The sequence below is a fragment of the Bacteroides sp. OF03-11BH genome, assembly GCF_003604005.1.
GTDB lineage: Bacteria > Bacteroidota > Bacteroidia > Bacteroidales > Bacteroidaceae > Bacteroides > Bacteroides ovatus.
Genome location: NZ_QTMW01000020.1, coordinates 96,613 through 115,296 on the forward strand (window position 1 = coordinate 96,613; position 18,684 = coordinate 115,296).

The following is an 18,684-nucleotide window of genomic DNA, read 5'->3' on the forward strand; positions in this document are numbered from 1 at the left end:
ACTAATTACATTTTGTACTTTCAGGTCCAAGGTATGAACGTTTTAATCCTCCCATGTCGATGACTATTTTTTGAATGACGACTCCGGGATCACCACAACGTATCTGTAGGGTGTGTTTGCCCGGCTTCTTCACATACAAAGTAGATTTATTCACTCTACAATTCTTCAGTACACTATCATACCAAACTTGAGAATACTCAATAGCAGAAGTAGATGGAGTAGAAATAGAACCATCATCTATACGGACACTATACTTTGTGTCCGAATTAGTATGTTCCGGCAATTTATAGTCTCGCTCTGCGTGCAAAGGGAATGTAGGTAGAACATAGGTATACACATCATAAATCCCGGCATTAAACGTATAAAAATCATATTCCACTCTAGGTACATCACCAGCACGATACATCTGTAAGGGAGATATAGGATTCCCTAATTGCAAAGCATGCCCTTCAACCCCAACCCCGGGAAGAATATTCATTTTTATGTCATTACTCTCAAACTTACGATGAACCCCTGCAGCCGGAATAGAGACATACCCATTCTCTTCCATATACACTCCTTGCATCTCATCACGCGCAGGAGACGCCGGATTAAAAACAGAAACCAATACACATTCTTTTTGATCATTAGAACTAAACTCCACAGAACCTTTAATACTCTCTCCAACCGGAACTTTCTCCCAATCAACAGATACCCTGATTCGGTCCTCTGTCGGAGTTTTCCCAGCTTTTTGAGACACTATAATCCAATCGTCCGAAGACTTTGCAGTCCAACTCAAATCTCCACTTCCTTGATTATACACATCGATCCAATGGCTTTTACGGGAAAAAGTGTTATAAACAGGCAAACTATGATAGCTTATCCCACCTTTATCCAAAATTTCACTTTCTGCCTGAAGAGCTAATTTAGGAGCACCAACCGGTGTATAACTTTCTTCCATCAACGGAAGCATAAAGTAAGAACTGGAACCTTCATAATTCTGTTTCAAAGACATCATATATTTCCATTTCCCGTTCAACAAAGAATTATACCCTTCAGTTATGATTTGCAGACTATCATGGTAATTCTTTACCTTCTCCTTTATCAAATTGGCGGCGGCACGCTGCTGACGAACATACTGCCGATAATATTGTCCTTTTATAGTCATGTGGTTCATCAGTTCGGCACCTTTCACCGGGTAGTATAATAACTGATAAAAAGCCGGCTGACTGTCTTTATCCAAAGATGCCAAAAGATTTTCCGCTTTCTTCCCAATACGGCTATATTCGTTCAGACGATTTTCTGCTTCATTATAATTGGCAAAAGAGAACTCCGTATCCGTACGTTTCTCTCCCCCGCCCCAATAATTATTCCAATATCCCCAACCCATATATTCCGGTTTCCGGGAAAAGGCCAGATTGATATGCGAAGAAGTGATATCTTCAAATACGCTATAATACTGCTCCCCAAACATCTTTGCCAACCAACGGGCGGGATAGGTAACCACATTATTCGCATTAAAGCTATCTATATCATAAGCCATATCAAGGAATAAAGAGACTTGCATTTCGGCTCCTTTTAAATCACCGCAATTAGCCAGCCAGATACGGTCTGCCGTCGTATCATAAGCCTTTCGGAGTTCCTCATACATCAGAGCCGGGGGAGTAGTGCTGTACCACAAATAGCTATGGGGAACTCCCAGATAAGAGACATGGTAGTAAACACCTGCACGCCCGGAGCGCTTCTGTTCATGCGGGCCACTTAAGCGCTTCATATAGCCGAAGTTATCATCCGGCCAAATAATGGTTACATCATCCGGCAATTCCAATCCATTCGAATAGATTTCCAACACCTCCTTGTATGGAGTAAATGCCTGTGGAATTGTTTCAACCGGTCGATCAAAATGTTCTGCAATCAAATTACGCTGGTCTTTCAACGCACTCTCCAGCATTTTGACCTTTTCTTTCATGGGGACATCACCTCCTCCCATTGCCGCATCATGCAATCCTCTCAAAGCCAATGTATATACATTCTCATAAGCACAGTTTTCCTTTACACGGTTTCCTAGAACTTCATTAATTTTATCCTTATTTTTACCATAATCCCAAGGCCCCATCGTTTTTGAATTCCATTCACTAGCTGTATTTAACAATAATGGTTCGCAATGACTGGACCCCATTACAATAGCAAAAGTATCTGCCACCAACTTATTTTCAGGTATCTTATAAAATGCAGTCGACACCGGATGCATGGCAGGAGCCAGATGATTGGCTTTCAACCGTAACAACAATTCGCATATTTTGGCATAAGTACGGGGACCTATATTGCCACGCTCTTTCTCAAAAGTCTTAGCGGCCCAAGGTTTCAGTCCCCAATCTTCATCATTCAGAAAAACGCCTCTATATTTGACGGAAGGGGTCTTGGAAACAGTAGTGGGAGCATCCACATAAAGTGTTTTATGTTTCTTCACAGGGACATCCGCCCACCAATACCAAGGAGACACACCTGCCATTTCCGAAAGAGAAAACAAACCGTAAGAAGCTCCTCGCCTGTCACTTCCGGCTACAATCAACGCTTTATCTACTCCTGGAAAAGGATGATTAACTGTCTGAATCAGATAACGTTCCCATGCTCCTTCCAAAGGAGATATATCTATTTTCCCATTGGAGGCTAGCTGACGAATTGCCTGATTCTTTTCAATAGTACCGACAATCACCACTGTTCTTCCTTTCTGCCATTCATCTGCCAATTTTAATCTCTGCCCTGTGACATTTTCAATATCAGACACAAACAGTTCGGCAACCTTCTTTACAACCGGGTAATCATTGGCATCATAACACACGGTCGCCTTTATTTTCGATGCGACTAATGGGAAAGCATATTTACTATGTTTTACATTCTCATTCACAACCACTTGTGATTGCAGGGCAGATGCCACTACCAATAATATTAATAGCGAAAAGATTCTCATTGATACAGTAGTTCTAGTTATTCAGTTCTATTTCTTTTTATCTTCAAAATGATAGTTATATGGATTCCGCTTAAAATGATAACGATTTCTTGGCACCGGCAATGGGTCTTGTACACGCAGTTCCCAAGTCGTCAATTCTTCCAGCAATTCCATTTGTTTGGAGGCATATTTCTTTTTATTATAAAGATTATTAATCTCGGAAGGATCGGCTTTCAAGTTATACAGTTCACCACGACCATAATTGTCGAGTACTAGTTTCCAGTCATCTTTGCGAACCATACGTTCAGTTCCGCTTTGTGTCCAGGTATTCAGTTCGTCAAAGTGAGCTATTTTATTGGGTTGCAAAGCCCCCTCTTTAGCAAATGTCAACGGTTCATCCCGGGTGAAATCTTCACCACCGAATCCCTGTTGTACAATTACACTCGAAAATTCTTTCTTGGGGTACGATTTACCCGTCAACATCGGCCATAAACTGCGTCCTTGCACTCCAAGAGGTATATCTGCACCAATTGCTGTACAAATAGTAGGAAATACATCAGCAATAGAAACATGTGCATCCATAGGAGATTTTTGCGGATGAATGTTATATCCTGCCCAAATCATCGGAATACGGGTCAAACATTCAGGCACTCCTGCACCTTTACGAATCAAGCCATACTCCCCACAATAATCCCCATGGTCTGACAGGATTACAAAAATAGTATTTTCATAAAGCCCGGCTGCTTTGAATCCTTCAATCAGACGTTTGGTCTGGTCATCAATCAGACGAAGCATTCCTAAATAATTTCCACGCAAACGAGGAAGATCTTTTGCCAGGTTCGGGCAGGCTGTATCTTCCAATTCCGCCAAAATCTCATACTTATTTCCTTTTTTAGATAAATCGTTCCGGCTAGTCAAAGTTGCCGGTATCTTTTCTGGAGAAAACATTGAGAAATAAGGCTCTGATATCTGATATGGATTATGCGGTTCAGGCATTGAAACCCACATAAAGAATGCGGAATCTTTTTGCTGCTCCGCCCAAGCCAAAGCTTTGGTAACCATTTTCACCGGATTCTGCGCTTCTGCCGGGAAAGGGGTGGCTTCCAAATATTGACCTCTCGCTTTATTATTCAGAAAAAATGCAAAGTCCTTATCTTCCTGCGTATCACGCTAATTCTTTCCCCAATGAAAATATTCCTCACAATAATCAAAATCTTTCCCTTTCACATGCGCATGGTTCTTTCCCAGTAATGCCGTCTTATATCCTTGTTCTTTAAACACTTCGAGCATATCTTTCTTATAATACATATCGGGAGTGTTGTGGTTCGTACGGACATGCGTAGCAGTCGGATAACGTCCTGTAAACATGGAACAACGCGCAGGCATACTAGCAGGAGCTACCGTATACGCCTTATCAAACCAGACATTACTCAATGCCAGTGAATCGACAAAAGGAGTGACAGCCATCGGAAAACCTTCGCGACCACACAAATCAGCTCGCTGTTGGTCAGTCATGATGATAACAACATTGGGTTTGGGTGTTTGTGCCAGCATTGGAATAACATTAACCATACTGGAAATCGCAGAGATTGAAACTAAAACTTTTGTATTCATATAATAAATTCTTTAATCGTTCACGCCCAAAGTTCGACAATTCATTTGACAAACTACGAAAATAGCTGTTCAATAAAGGACAAAAAATGACAAATAGTCCAGTTACAAACACACGATGAGCCTATTGACCACGATCAATAGTTATGCACAAAGCAATTACCAATATTGGCTAAAGAAATTCAAAGCTGCCTGATAAAAGGCCTTTGTATCTCTTTGCTCTTTATATAGGCTCTGCAATACTTCTTCATATCTAACCGGGTCAATCTTGTTCTGGATAGATTTCCATAGCCCGATGTTCACATCAACCTGTTCAATGCCTCGTTTCAAATTGGATTTGAACTCTTCACGCAATGACTTGCCAGACTTCATCTTGTACGACCACGGCACGTTGTGAAAACAAAGCAAGTAAAGTTCGGGACATTGTGACAAACTGTTGAATATATCCTTGTTGTATTTAAAGTATTGAGACACATAGTTCGTACCTTTTGTGGTACGATCAGTGCCGATAGACTCTTTGCTCACATGCCACTCTTTGTTTGCACGCTGTTCGAACCCCGCCGTATAATGATCTTCCCGCTTTACAGTAAATCCCAGACTGTAAGGGGCATGGGCACAGACAAAACTTTCCCATGTGGGCATCATCATTTGCCGGATGACCTCCAGCGTTGCTTCGTCACAATTCCATGTAGACTTTATCCAATCGGATGTAATACTTTCAGTCGATTCTTCCGGATTCCATGCCAGACGCCCGAAAGCATACCAGTTGGCTTGGGCAAAGTGATGAGCAGTCCAATTGCGCGAACGACCGATATTGCCTACTCCTGCCATACCAAGCATACGTGATGAAAATGTCTTGCCGGTGATAATGTTCGACACAGTACTCCCTTTTCCGTTACAATATGTATCGAAGTCGAGGAAGGTTTGCCTCCACATCGGCAACAAATAAACCAAGCTAACAGAGCGTCCCAAGTACTCTTGCGTAATTTGAAGTTCGGGGAATAAAGGAGTATGACGCATGGCTCCGAACAACGGCTGTGCCGGTTCGCTGGGCTGAAAATCAAGTGTTCCGTTTTTGGTTTGCAACACTACGTTTTCGTCAAATTGTCCGTCCAAAGGCTGAAACTCCTTATAAGAACGTTTCATTCTATCCTTATCAATCTCGGGATTGTAGACAAAGGTGCGCCAAAGCACAATGCCTCCATGAGGTTTGAGTGCACGGGCTAACATATTGGCGCCATCCACATGGCTACGATGATAATCTTGCGGACCTGCCATGCCTTCAGAGTTGGCTTTTACAAGGAAACCTCCAAAGTCAGGTATCAGACTGTAAATTTCGTTGACCTTATCCGTCCACCACTTTTGCACTTCGGGATTGAGAGGATCGGCTGTATCCAGATGTCCAATTCCGACACCTCCCCATTGTTTCCCCGCGTCTTTGGTCGTAGAAGGTTTTACGGGAGCAGCAAAGTTGGGTGCAAGATACACCTTGATGTGATACTTGCGGAAGATATCAGCTAACGCAGCAACCTTCTCTAAATAGTCATGTCCTAAGATGCGCGGATCGGCATTAACATTATTCAGAATCACGGCGTTAATGCCGATGGATGCTTCCGCACGGGCGTAATCGGTATATCGAGGTTCGATTTTCTTTGGCAAATCGTCCCATGCCCACAATCCTTTTCCAGCATAGCCGCGTTCTACTGTTCCACCCAGACCTACCCAATGATTGATCATACGGAATTCCAATGCAGGAATTTCTTTGAGATTTAACTGTTCAAGCGGATATCCACATTGTATCAATCGAATCAAGTGGAACGTACCATAAAGAAATCCTGCATCGGAATAGGCTTGAAGTGTTATCCTCTTTTTACCACTGCGGATGATATATCCTTCTTCTCCCAGCCCTTTATCTTTACAAAAACTCATTTGAATTCCCACCGCATTATCCTGAACAAATATTGGTGTAACTGTCAGTAACGCCTTCAAAGCACGCTCCAGTTCTTCTCTTATGACTTCATCGTACCGGCTTCCGGGCAGAGTAATGTGACTACCATACCGAATGGCAGATTGTTTTAAGCCAGATTCGGGAAGAGGTTTATAATTCATCCAAAGTTCATACCCTGTATCTACAGTGGATAACGTCTGTTCCTGACCAAAAAGATAGCTCATACAGCTCAAAAAGAAGAGCAGAACGATGCTAAAACAACGAAAACAGTGATTCATGAGTTTCTATTTTATCGTATTAAAACTTTATTTTGCTTGAGCAGCCTCCAATCGAGCCACTCCTTCCATTAAAGAAGCACCGCTTGCCTGCGCTCCCATAGAAGCTATATTAGCCGAGTTGAATGAACTTCCCCAATAATAATTGCAATACATGGCAGGCCATTGTGTTCTGTCCATGTTTTTTCGCAAAGCTTCCGCGTTGTCTTGCAATTTGAGCGTCAGCGTATTTCTAACAGTACCCGATGCCGCATCATCCAAAACGAGATTCACGGCATAGGGAATTAACACTGCTTTGAAAATGCTTTGGTTCATATCTGTCCCTTCGTCGCGCAGAAATCCTTTGTTAGTACAGCGAGTACTAGTAAAGGCATAACTTATTACCTGTTCCGCAATTGCCATGTATGACTGTTCCTGTGTGATGTGGTATAGCTGTCGGCAAGCTTCGCCGAATGTTCCCTGTGTATAAGTCAGAGGAGGTTCTCCCACCCGATAGTCACTTTTCAGAATATTGGCATTAACATAAGCACAGAGTGTTTTCGCATCTGCCAGATATTTCGCATCTTTAAACTTCAGATAGAGCTTTGCCGCTACCAGACAACCCGGAGCATTCGTACAAGCGTTTCTAGTTTTATCAACACTTAACTCTTTCCACGGAAGCCCTTTCCCTTTCTCGTCTTCCCATGCGCGGGTGATAATTTGAGTATCATAAAGAGTTTTAGCCATATTGATATATGTATCGTCTCCAGTAGCCTCCGACAAACGTATCAAGGTAAGGCTAATCCAACACATGTCATCCGTGAAACGATTACCGAATCCAGTAGTTCCATATTTTGTGTCACCTTTATCATAATTATTGGCTTTATTAGCATACCATAACTTAAAATAGTTTTCATACGTATCAGCCAAATTCGGATTTTTATCTTTAATACGTTGGTACGAATAGATCACTACATCCATGGCATGCGCTTGCTGCCAATAGATATTGCCGGAGTTATTGCTCTCATTTGCAGGTGATGCCCAGAAAGTGCCTTTCGGTTTGTTCATGAACTGGTTTATCAGCACCGTTGTACAACTGTCGGCAAGGTTAGCCCACTTGAATTCAGAGTCTGCCTCTTCCCGTTTCTCCTCTTGCCCTTTTTCCTGTTCCTGTTGTGCTATCAAGTTTACCCATTCAGGTTCTGCTTTGCACCCCATATATAATAAAGGAGTACACAACAGCAGCATTAATAGTATTTTTTTCATCTTTACTCATTTTTTTATGGTTACCAAGTCTCTACGCGCAAATCATAAAGCGGATCTTGACGCAACACAAGTTTCTCTACCACATGGTAAAACTTGCCACCGTTCTCATACGTATATTCCAGATCGAACTGCGGAGCACGCGTACCAGTCTTCGCCACATAATCGTAGTCTCCTTCAGCCTGATAGGTACCCGTTGCATTGGTGATTGCCGCTTTGCCGCTCACTCCTTCCACTGTCACATTCTTGTTGGCATCCATCGCCAATGTCAAACTACCTACTGCTTCCAACTTATTGCCTACACCCGGACACACCACTACACTCGGAGCCGTAGTCTTAAAAGTGGTAGTACTACATTTGATAATATCTTTGGTATTACCATAACTTACAGGTTCGCCGACAGGATTTCCTCCGGCATCCACTTCAGTTACACTTCCCATGCGGTAATAAGTGCCAGCGTAAGTACTGATATATTTAATAACAGCGACACATGTTTCGGCTCCTTCTCTCAAAGCGTTCATCGAGTTTTCCGTCATTCGGAAAGGGAGTGCGTAATGATCCGTCAGACATAGCGGATCGCTATAGAAAGCATCGGTAAAACTAATGCTTACATCGGCTACCGGAGAGTTCGATTTACGCACCCGGAAATATTCCGGATCCGCCAGTGTATAATAGTTGGCGGGAAGCAACGTTTTCCCCGTTCCTTCAAGCAAGGAGGGGTCAATGGTAAATTTCGCCCAATCATTCATGTCTATTTCACGTTTCCCACCAATAGCCACTCCGACATAAATGTTCATATCACGGTCGCTAATCACAGTTCGCAGCGGTTTTGCTACAGCAAAGCCCATATCAGCTCCTTCGTAATCGTGGGTATAGTCGTCATAACACGCCGTAATCCCAACTAACAGCAGGAGTGCGGACAGTAAAAGTTTTGCAGATTTCATACTTTCTTCTTATTATAGTTAAACACAATCACCATCCTTTATTATTGATAAGATTCGGATTTTTCTGTACCTCTAAATAGGGTAATGGCATGTAATAATAGCGAACATCGTTTAATGGGCGATCTTCTACCTTCACCACCTTGAATGCCTCATCGCCTGAACCGTCACGAGTAACCTGCATTCCATAAATAGGTTCATTGAGAGGTAACAACCAACGCCGCAAGTCCCAAAAGCGTTGATTTTCAAACGCAAATTCAATTCGACGTTCATTTTGTATCAATGTACGGAATGTTTCTTTCGAGGCAGCCATCTCGTCCAAATAAGTCACATCGGTAATTCCACCTGACTTCTCCCGAATAGTTTTTATCACGTCGTAGGCAGACTTGGTGCATCCGGGTCCCACAACTTTCGGTCCGAAAGCTTCATTGGATGCTTCGGCGAAATTGAACCATACCTCTGCTTTGCGCAACATCGGATTATAGTGACGGGAATCCTGTTCTTCAAGAGGTTTCAAAAAGTCGGCAACCGTATTCATAAACTTTGCCAGGTAATACCCCGTACGGGTAGCATTCACGTTCATGTATCCGGAGTCTTTTCCCCCCGGAGTAACATCAATATACGAACTGTTGGTCCCAAACTGACGTCCTTGATAGTAAAGATTCACATTGAAGCGGTTGTCACGCTGGCAATCATAAGGATCGGTTTCGTCATACAACGATCGCGAATCGGTTATGGGAAATCCATTCTTTGCCGGAAAAGCATCAGCCAAGTTCTGCGAAGGCGTAGTCTGCGCGTTCCCGAAATAGAACGGCGGATAATGCCGTTGCTCCAGACCATGATTACGTCCTACAAATGTACGAAAAAGGAATTCGGCCGATTGGGCATCCCCTCCATCGTACAGGTCCTTCGGAACTAATGCCGAGTAGTTTTTCATTCCACTCATCGCCAACACTTCATCGGCATAATTAGCCACACGTTCCCATTTGGCTTGGTAAGCCGTTTCGTCCACCACCGTATAATCGCCCATGCCGTTCAATCGTACTATGTTATCTGGCTGATAAGCAGGGCTGGCCGCATAGAGCAGTGTTCGTACTTTCAGTGCTGCGGCAGATAATCCCGAAGCACGACCAAATGCTTGGTCGCCCAATATAGCATCCCCTCCGGAATAAGTCAACGGAAGTAACGCCATTGCTTCGTCACAATCGTAACAAATTTGCTTAACGCAATCTTCATAACTATCGCGCGAAAAACTTTCCGGATGCGCCGCTTCTTCCGGAGTAATATAATGTGTTACGATAGGATAGCCCAACACTTGTCCGTTATCGGTCTTTCCACCATACATTCTCAACAGATTGAAACTGCACCATGCTCTAAGAAAAATAGCTTCTCCACGCAAACGTTTTTTGTAAGCCTGATCAATTTCGTCGCTAGAAATGCTATAGCGTATTTCATCCGTAAGTCCATTGTCGAGGAAAGTATGAATACGTTGCAGTTGATCATAACAAGCACTCCAATTTCCCAAGGGATTGTTTGTACGGCTAAAGCCGCCCTGTCCGGCACGATAAACATTAGAGTCGTAAACACGTGTCATGGCATTGTCTGTTGCCGCATCCAGGAAGTTGCCGTCCCATGCATCAGGGGCGGTCAAAACATCCTGATAAACCGAGAGCAGCACACCTTGTGCCTTTTCAGCGTTGGTCCATGTATCATCCACCGACCATTGATTGTTCATCTTGGTATCGAGATCGGTGCAGGCACTTACGATGCCTGTAATCCATGCAAGGACTATTATGTATCTAAATCTTTTCATCATTTCTTTCATTTAGAAGTTAATGGATATTCCGCCCGTAATGGTTCGGTAAGTCGGATAGTTGGTCAAGCCGGACAACATACGTTCGGGGTCTAAGTCTTTGATGCCCGAAAGTACAAACAAATCGGTTCCCCTCACAAAGAATTTGAAATCTTTTCCTATAAACTTGCCCGTTTTATTGGCAAGCGTATAGCTCAACTCCACATTCTTCAGACGGAAGAACGACCCGTTTTCCGACCAGAAAGAGGAATTGCGGGAGTTGTTTGCTCCGGAGGTGGTAGTCAGTCTGGGCTGGGTCCCGGTAGGATTGTTTACCGGATGATAACGGTCGAGCGCCAATACGGAATATCCATCCAGTCCGTTGTTCCAATAGTACGAACTGGAAAGTATATTCGTGACGCCTGTCGTAGCTGTACCCAGTATGTAAAGGCCAAAACCTTTGTAATTCAACGAAAGATCAATACCCATCGTGGTAGTGGGGAAGCTTTGTCCCAAATCGGTTACGTCATTATCATTAATCATATTGTCACCATTCAAATCGGCATAAGCGATATCACCCGCCTGATAGGCACCATAGCTTTGCAACGGATGCCCAGCCAACTGCACGTCTTTACCAAACAATCCTTCTGCCTGCAAACCAAAAATTGTACTGGTGGAACGTCCCACGCTCTTACGATAGTCTTCGATGTTATCTAATTCATCGCTCTTACGCAATTTGTTTTTGGTAAAAGTAAGGTTCACCCCCACATTGTAATGAATCTCACCTATTTTATCTTGCCACCTTACTTGCGCATCTATGCCTTGGTTCATTACTTCACCGATGTTTTCGGCAGGAATAAAGTCTCCCACTACAGCAGCATATTTAACGGTGTTCTTTCCTATGATATTCTTACGCATTTCACGGAAATAGTTCACGTCAGCCGAGAGGCGGTTGTTGAAGAAGGTTCCCTCTACGCCTATATTCAATTCGTTGGAATATTCCCATTTCAAGTCCGGATTGCCATAACGCACCAAATCGGTAGTTGGACCTCCGGTACTAGGTTTGTGTTCGAATTTATCACCATTCTTCCAGTTGGTACGATAAAGGAAATGCCCCGTATTGCCGGCATATCCCAAATGTCCGTAATTAATCTTCAACTTTAACGAGTTAACAGCCTTTACATCTTTCATGAAGTCTTCCTTAGAAATCATCCATGCCCCCCCAATGGCATAAGCAAAGAAGTAGCGGTTACTGCCGCTAAAGCGGTTCGACCCCATAGCTGAAAGAACGCCTTCCACAAAATAACGCTTATTGTAAGCGTAATTACCGCGAAAGGTAAAAGTACCATTTTTCACATCTTGTGTATTACCGGTTTTCTCTTCAGTAGTATAACGGAAAGCGGCTTCTGCCAATACATCGTGCAAATCGAATGAATGCTCATAGTTTACGTTAGCACGCCATCCGAAGTTACGATATGTATCATTGGATGAGATAGATTGCTTTTTGGGTAAATTCAACTTCTTACGTTCCGTGAATCGAAGCACTTCCTCCCCTTCGTCATCAAGGTAGCGTTCGATAGAATAAGTAGGATAAGCATTACGTAACTGTTGACGCAAGTAACTATAATTATCAAATGTCATATAAGCATTTGCCGTCAGACCTTCAGTCAATGATTTCAGGTCAAACTTCAATCCTAAATTGGTCTGACTATTCACATAACGTTCCGAAGTGTTACCTCCATAAGCCATATCCATATACAGGTTGTTGGTCTTGCGGACACTGGTTCCGAATATCAAAGACGATTCGTCGGTGGTGACTCCATCGCGACCATTAATATCTTCCGGAGCAATCATGAAAGGATATTCGTTGGGACGAAGGGTAGAGATTTCACTAAACAGCGTGGCTCCATCCACAGCCCCCCAATCTTTCTTCTCAATCCGTCCTGCTACATCAGCCGAAGCAGTCAGAAAGTCGGTAATGCGCAAATCCAAATTACCTCGCGCGTTGATACGATTCAAATTCGAACGATCACTGACTTTTTCCAAACCTGAACTGCCGGTATAGCCTACTGTCACGGCATAAGTCGCTTTCTCTGTACCTCCGTTCAATTCGATCGTAGCCTTGCGGAATGTACTTGCGTCACGTAGAAATTCTTTGTAATAATCGACATTAGGATAACGCAAATCATTCACCCCCTTCGAATTCTTATAACCTTCAAGATCAGTTGCCGAATAAAAAGGCTGTATACCATCGTTTACACAAGCTTCATTGAACAGCGTAGCATAGTTGTAGGAATCAAGAAATTCCGGCATACGGGTAACCGGTTGTATGCCGTATTCCAATCCTACACGAATCACGCGTTCGTTGGCCTTTCCCCGTTTAGTACGAACGAGTATCACTCCATTCGTAGCCTGCTCTCCATACATAATTTTAGCAGTGGCATCCTTTAAAATCTGTATAGATTCGATTTCTTCGGGCAGGATGTCGTCAATCGGACGTTTGATACCATCAATAATCACGATAGCTTCGCTCGTTCCATTGTTGTGCAGACCTCGCACATAGAAAGTAGAGTTATCATAACCGATACCTCCCACATTAGGGATCGCTATCAGTCCGGCAGCCTGTCCTTGCAACGCATTCGACAGTTGCAAGGTAGGATACTTCTTCAGGTGATCCATATTGACCCGGCTCACGGCACTTACCGAATCCGGCTGTTCTTTTTGGGCATTCGCAACAGATGTTATCCCCAGAAAGAAGATGGCTGCGAACAATCCTTTTAAGAATCTATTATAACTATTTCTCATAAATATCAAAATATTAAAGTGTTATTACCAACCGGGATTCTGCTGCAAATTGTGAAGTGCATCCACATCGTGTTGCGGCAACGGATACCAATAGTTGCGCATATTCGAGAATCCGCGAATTTCCTTCTCCATGTCAAACACCGTATAAGTAAAACTTGCCGGACGTGTACCAGACTTGCCGTCAGCTGAATCTTCATAACTGCCTACAGGATCGAAGTAAACTCCCTTTATCGGATAAGGTTCGTTAAACAGTGTGTGCATGATCATCCAACGACGAACATCCCACCAACGGTGGTTCTCAAACATCAGTTCTACTCCCCGTTCCCGACGATAGGCTTCGCGGAACTTTTCGGGATCAGACACGATGTCGGAAGGAATATCCGTCACACCGATACGATTGCGAATAGTATTAAGGGCTTCTTCTGCCGTCATACCACAGTCTTCTACTTTAGCGGTCGCACTTCCGGTAGCTTCAAAAGAGGCTTCGGCAAAATCAAGGTAAAGTTGCGTAGCACGGATAAAGACAGTTTGAGCAATCTTTTGCAAGAACGGGTTGGTTGTTCCTAACGTTTGATCATGGCGATAGTTTGCTTCCGGCCATAAAAACTTCCGGCACATAAATCCTGATAATTGTCGTCCGTTGGTATGTTTCGAACTTCCATAGTTATTGTAGGCTGTGCAACCTCTCCACAAACGAATGTAATAGGGCTTGCCACTTGCATAGGTCCCCCAAGTATCACCAGGAATAAGAATGTTGTTGTAGAAACGAGGATCACGATCAATGAAAGCATGTTCCGGGTCGAATTTGTAACCCGACCGGGTATCATTAATCGGATAATAAATACCATCTGCTCCTTTGCGCTCGTACATATTTACCGCATTCAGTGTAGGACAAGAAATAGCGAATGATTCCGAGCCGGTTCCTCCCGTCATATCAGCATAAAGCCAAAAAGCACGTGCGGTCTTGGAACGATCGCTATTACTGGGTATTCTGCGTCGCCACCAGATAGTCTCTACACGCTTGAGTTCCGTATCGGGAAACCAAAACAGGTTCATATACTCATCGGCAGTTGCCAGTCGTACACCTGTTTTCGCTTCATTCTGCTTCATATAGGTGATAGCTGCCCATGCAGCCTTTGCAGCCGCCTTTGCACGTTCCTGATCATAGCTTTTTATTTGAACAGAGTTCAGGTCGTTCTGCATCAATGGACTGGCGTCATAAAGCAAAGCCATCTCTTTGAATGCCAGAGCTGCTAATTTAGTAGGACGGCCATACTGGTTATCGGGCCAAGTGTCAGGTAGCATGGAAATGGCTTGATCTATATCGCCTATCATCCATGCACTACTTTCATGATAGGTGACACGGGGAATATCGTCGTCACCACCGGCAAATACTTTATCCAGAATCGGCATACCTCCATAGCGTTTGATGACGTTGAAATAGAACCAAGCACGATAAAAATAAGCCTGTCCCAGAATTTCATTACGTTGTTCTCCCGTCAATGGTACTTTATCAATATTAGCAATGACCCGATTCACTATGCGTATGGAAGGAAGTGCCTTACCAATGGGAGTATTGTTGCCATTTCCGATCTCTGTCACATTGGCCGCCTTATCGGTAGTCAACCATGCCCCGGAAAAGAACTTGGCAAAAACGGTTTTATTGTATGTCGCAGACATTTCATCCGCCATTACACCTACATACGTGCGTTGATTCTTCCCATCATCTGCACCTTCAAATGTGTTGTAAGCTTCCAAATTTGGATATACTTGATCCAAAAATCCACGGATGGACTCATAACTGCTATATACAGCCTCTTCCGTCAGCCCACCGGAGTCTTCGCGCTTATCCAGAAAGTCTTCGCAACCTGCCAAAAACAGGAAGAGTAGTCCAACCACTGCGTATTTATATGTTTTCTTCATTGAATTCATCGTTTTAATAGATTAAAATGAAACTCGCACGCCCGAAGTAAACGAACGTAAGATAGGATATTTGGCTTGTTCGCCCTCGGGGTCAATACGGTCGTCACCGCCCCACCAAGTGAGCAGATTGTTTCCGGTGACGTAAACTTGCAAACTCTTCAACCCTACCGTTTTCAACCACTTCTTGGGCAGATTGTATCCTAATTCCATGGTTTTCAGTCTCAAGTACGAGAAGTTTTGATAGCGGTAAGTACTTTCGGTTCCATTAAAAGCACCGTCATTTGTCAGGTGCAAAGCGGGTGCTCTCACACCGCTAGTATTGGCTGTTTCTGGTGTCCACGCATTCATCACATCAGGCTGCGCATTAATTTTCCCGGATTTAAACGAAGCGGAATAAACAGAATTTACCAATTTATAAACACCGGTAGGCGCATAAAACATAGCACTGAAACTCAACCCTTTCCAATCAAAGCCCAGATTCAAGCCATACGTGTGTAACGGATAGTTGAGCTCGTCTACTGCCACTTTGTCCTGACCATTGAGAATTCCATTGGAGTCGAAGTCAATGTAGATAAAGTCGCCAGGCACCACCTGACCGGGAGCTACCGAATTGATGGAACCGGTCTGCGCATTATTAAATACATCATCGATAGTTTCATAATTACCCACTGCCAAATAGCGGTTTTGATGCCCGATAGGTTTTCCCGCCTCTTTCAAATGGTCGGGACCGTTGACAGGGTCATCGCGAAATACTACCCTATTCTCGCTCGAGGCCAATGTGAAACCTACATGATAACGGAAATCGGAACCTATTTTATCGTTGTAATGCAGTTCTAACTCAAATCCATGGTTCTTGGTGGAACCAATGTTTAATGCATTGAACTTGGCTCCCGTAATGAAAGAAGTAGTTTGAGGTTCCATCAGGATGTCTTTACGTTTCTCGTCGAAAAGATCGAGCGTGATGTCAAGCTTGTTCCACAATCCAATCTCAATACCCAGATTTTGTTTCGTTGATTTCTCCCACGTGGAATTGAGGTTGGCTACATCTCCTTCATGATACAAAGGCCCCCAAATCTGTCCGGAGGCATCTGTACCCAACGTGATGTTGCCGTCCGAAGTAAACTGCTGTATATAGTTCCACCTCTTGGCACCTGCATCGGAACCTACCTTACCCCACGAATAACGGAACTTGGCATTTGTAAGTACCTTGCCTATGCTTTTCTTGATAAACGGTTCTTCCGAAAGACGCCATCCCAAGGAGAACGAAGGGAACAAGCCAAACCGTTCTCCACGGGCAAACTTCTCGGAACCGGTATACGAGATGTTCATTTCCGTAAGGTAACGTTCTTTCCAGTTGTAGGTGACACGCCCCACCCAGTCTTCATTGTAGTTAGGGAAACGCATGTATTGGGTATTGTTCTCCGTGTACCTTTCGTCATAGATTTTACGGTTGACCAAAGCAAGCGCACTTACATTGTGATCGTTGAAAGATCGATTATAAGCAACAGAAAATTCATAATAGAAACGACGCGTATAGGCATCCAATCCGTCCCACATAGTCACACCGGGAGGCAGAGGCACCGATTCGGAAGTCGGAAGCCTTTTATCTTCTATCATCGGATAGGTGATGGTCCCATCGGTATTGACCACCGGATTGGCATAATCATAGACTCGGTGATACCGGACAATGGATTTTAAGGCTTGATCGGCAGAGCCTCCTCCCCGATAAACATCGGTATTGGTAGTCGACGAAGACGAATAAGATACTTTTGCAGCCACTTTCAATCCTTTGGTGATGAAATCCAGTTTCTGCTCCAAAGATGCATCATACCACCCCTGAAATGTTTTACGAAGTTTGGCACCTCCCAGATTCATGTTGGCCACCGGATTCTTTTCTTCATCATCACCCCAATTGCCATCAGAATACATAATCGGATGGTCGCTGGTGGATTCGGTCAGAATACGATTAAAGGGACTGTCGTTATCAATCGACTTGTTGCGATAACCCATGCTACCGGCTATGTTAATGGATAGTTTGGTAGATTTGGTGAAGTTGAAGTCGAAGTTCGACCGCCAATTGTACCGTTTGTAGGTATGCCGCGGATCAAAGTCGTCATTCTTTTTCAGGTCGTAAATATCTCCATCACCCTGATAACCCGCCGAAGCAAAATATTTCATGTAGTCGGTTCCACCACGTATGTTGATATTATAGTTTTGAGTAAATCCGCCCGTTATCAATTCATCCCACCAGTTAACATAGGGAAACACATCGTTGTAAGCTCCATAGTTGCCTTCTGCATAGGCTCTGCTCCATGCATCAATGGTAGATTGTGGTATCAACTTGTCCCAACTGGCATCGTTGGCCATTGCCATGTTATAGGCCTGCATGGCAGTAACGTGATCAGCAAGCTTCATGCTTGTGGTCGGTGATTTAAAAGTGTAATTGGCAGAAAAGTTGATGACCGGAGCCGTATCAGTACCTCTCTTGGTTGTGATAAGGATAACGCCATTACCACCACGAACACCATAAACAGCTGTTGCCGAAGCATCTTTCAATACGGAGATACTTTCGATTTCGTTCATGTCAACATCATTCATGTTACGCTCGATGCCATCCACTAACACCAACGGATCGGTATTGTCCCAAGTACTTTTCCCACGAATATACATTTTAACCTCATTGTCGCCCGGCATGCCCGACGAATTGATGGCTACCACTCCATTAAGCTTTCCTTGCAGCGCTTCGGATACCGAGTTTACACTACCACCTTTCATCAGTTCGTTACCACCGGTTTGCGTGATGGAACCTACGCTGGTGACTTTCTTCTGCACTCCATAACCCACCACTACAACTTCCTCCAATTGCTTACTATCCTCTTCCAGAGAGATAATAGCATCCTTTTTCAAGTCAGCTACCTTTAAAAGTATCTCCCTATATCCGATATAAGAAATCTTTAGCACAGCATCGGGAGTCGCCGTTAATGTAAAATGACCATCCACATCGGAAATGGTTCCATTCGAAGTTCCCTCAACGGTGATATTCACACCGATCAAAGGCTCATTACTTTTTGCGTCTACTATTTGCCCTTTGATGCTGTGATTTTGTCCCCAAAGCAAAGGAGGAGAAAGCAACAGGGACAGAAAAAGCAGGCACATCCACTTTAGTTTCATGCTTTGATGTCTCATAGTGATTCTATTTAATTAACAAATTTATTATG

Annotated in this window: 8 protein-coding genes and 1 pseudogene; all 9 read right to left on the reverse strand. The window is 43.7% G+C overall.

All coding sequences use genetic code 11. From position 1 onward, the window contains the following. Position 1 precedes the first annotated feature (1 nt). The gene (locus DXA54_RS15775; protein ID WP_008649367.1) at positions 2-2,950 is read right to left on the reverse strand and encodes a glycosyl hydrolase 115 family protein; all 2,949 of its coding nucleotides are present in this window, start codon (positions 2,948-2,950) and stop codon (positions 2-4) included. 27 nt (positions 2,951-2,977) lie between these two features. Next, positions 2,978-4,501 (reverse strand): annotated as a pseudogene (locus DXA54_RS15780) (sulfatase). Positions 4,502-4,699: 198 nt separating this feature from the next. Next, positions 4,700-6,766: an alpha-glucuronidase family glycosyl hydrolase gene (locus DXA54_RS15785; RefSeq protein WP_008649363.1), complete on the reverse strand. Its 2,067-nt coding sequence runs from the start codon at positions 6,764-6,766 to the stop codon at positions 4,700-4,702. 27 nt (positions 6,767-6,793) lie between these two features. Beyond that, a complete protein-coding gene (locus DXA54_RS15790; protein WP_008649361.1) occupies positions 6,794-8,008 on the reverse strand; it encodes a glycoside hydrolase family 76 protein in 1,215 nt (404 codons plus the stop codon). A gap of 20 nt (positions 8,009-8,028) precedes the next feature. Next, the gene (locus tag DXA54_RS15795) at positions 8,029-8,949 is read right to left on the reverse strand and encodes a DUF1735 domain-containing protein (RefSeq protein ID WP_008649359.1); all 921 of its coding nucleotides are present in this window, start codon (positions 8,947-8,949) and stop codon (positions 8,029-8,031) included. Positions 8,950-8,977: 28 nt separating this feature from the next. Next, the gene (locus DXA54_RS15800) at positions 8,978-10,759 is read right to left on the reverse strand and encodes a RagB/SusD family nutrient uptake outer membrane protein (RefSeq protein WP_032852758.1); all 1,782 of its coding nucleotides are present in this window, start codon (positions 10,757-10,759) and stop codon (positions 8,978-8,980) included. Positions 10,760-10,771: 12 nt separating this feature from the next. Beyond that, positions 10,772-13,543 (reverse strand): SusC/RagA family TonB-linked outer membrane protein, encoded by a 2,772-nt coding sequence (locus DXA54_RS15805; RefSeq protein ID WP_032852725.1) that lies wholly within the window; start codon positions 13,541-13,543, stop codon positions 10,772-10,774. A gap of 24 nt (positions 13,544-13,567) precedes the next feature. Then, positions 13,568-15,466 carry a RagB/SusD family nutrient uptake outer membrane protein gene (locus DXA54_RS15810; protein ID WP_008649355.1) on the reverse strand — a complete coding sequence of 633 codons (1,899 nt, stop codon included), beginning with the start codon at positions 15,464-15,466 and terminating at the stop codon, positions 13,568-13,570. Positions 15,467-15,487: 21 nt separating this feature from the next. After that, entirely contained in the window at positions 15,488-18,652 is a 3,165-nt protein-coding gene (locus tag DXA54_RS15815) for a SusC/RagA family TonB-linked outer membrane protein (protein WP_008649353.1), read from the reverse strand. Positions 18,653-18,684: the final 32 nt, after the last annotated feature.

Bases quoted from the DNA above. Each gene is read 5' to 3' on its own strand.
- DXA54_RS15810 (WP_008649355.1), bottom strand. From the start codon at position 15,466: ATGAAGAAAACATATAAATACGCAGTGGTTGGACTACTCTTCCTGTTT.
- DXA54_RS15775 (WP_008649367.1), bottom strand. From the start codon at position 2,950: ATGAGAATCTTTTCGCTATTAATATTATTGGTAGTGGCATCTGCCCTG.
- DXA54_RS15800 (WP_032852758.1), bottom strand. From the start codon at position 10,759: ATGAAAAGATTTAGATACATAATAGTCCTTGCATGGATTACAGGCATC.
- DXA54_RS15805 (WP_032852725.1), bottom strand. From the start codon at position 13,543: ATGAGAAATAGTTATAATAGATTCTTAAAAGGATTGTTCGCAGCCATC.
- DXA54_RS15795 (WP_008649359.1), bottom strand. From the start codon at position 8,949: ATGAAATCTGCAAAACTTTTACTGTCCGCACTCCTGCTGTTAGTTGGG.
- DXA54_RS15790 (WP_008649361.1), bottom strand. From the start codon at position 8,008: ATGAAAAAAATACTATTAATGCTGCTGTTGTGTACTCCTTTATTATAT.
- DXA54_RS15815 (WP_008649353.1), bottom strand. From the start codon at position 18,652: ATGAGACATCAAAGCATGAAACTAAAGTGGATGTGCCTGCTTTTTCTG.
- DXA54_RS15785 (WP_008649363.1), bottom strand. From the start codon at position 6,766: ATGAATCACTGTTTTCGTTGTTTTAGCATCGTTCTGCTCTTCTTTTTG.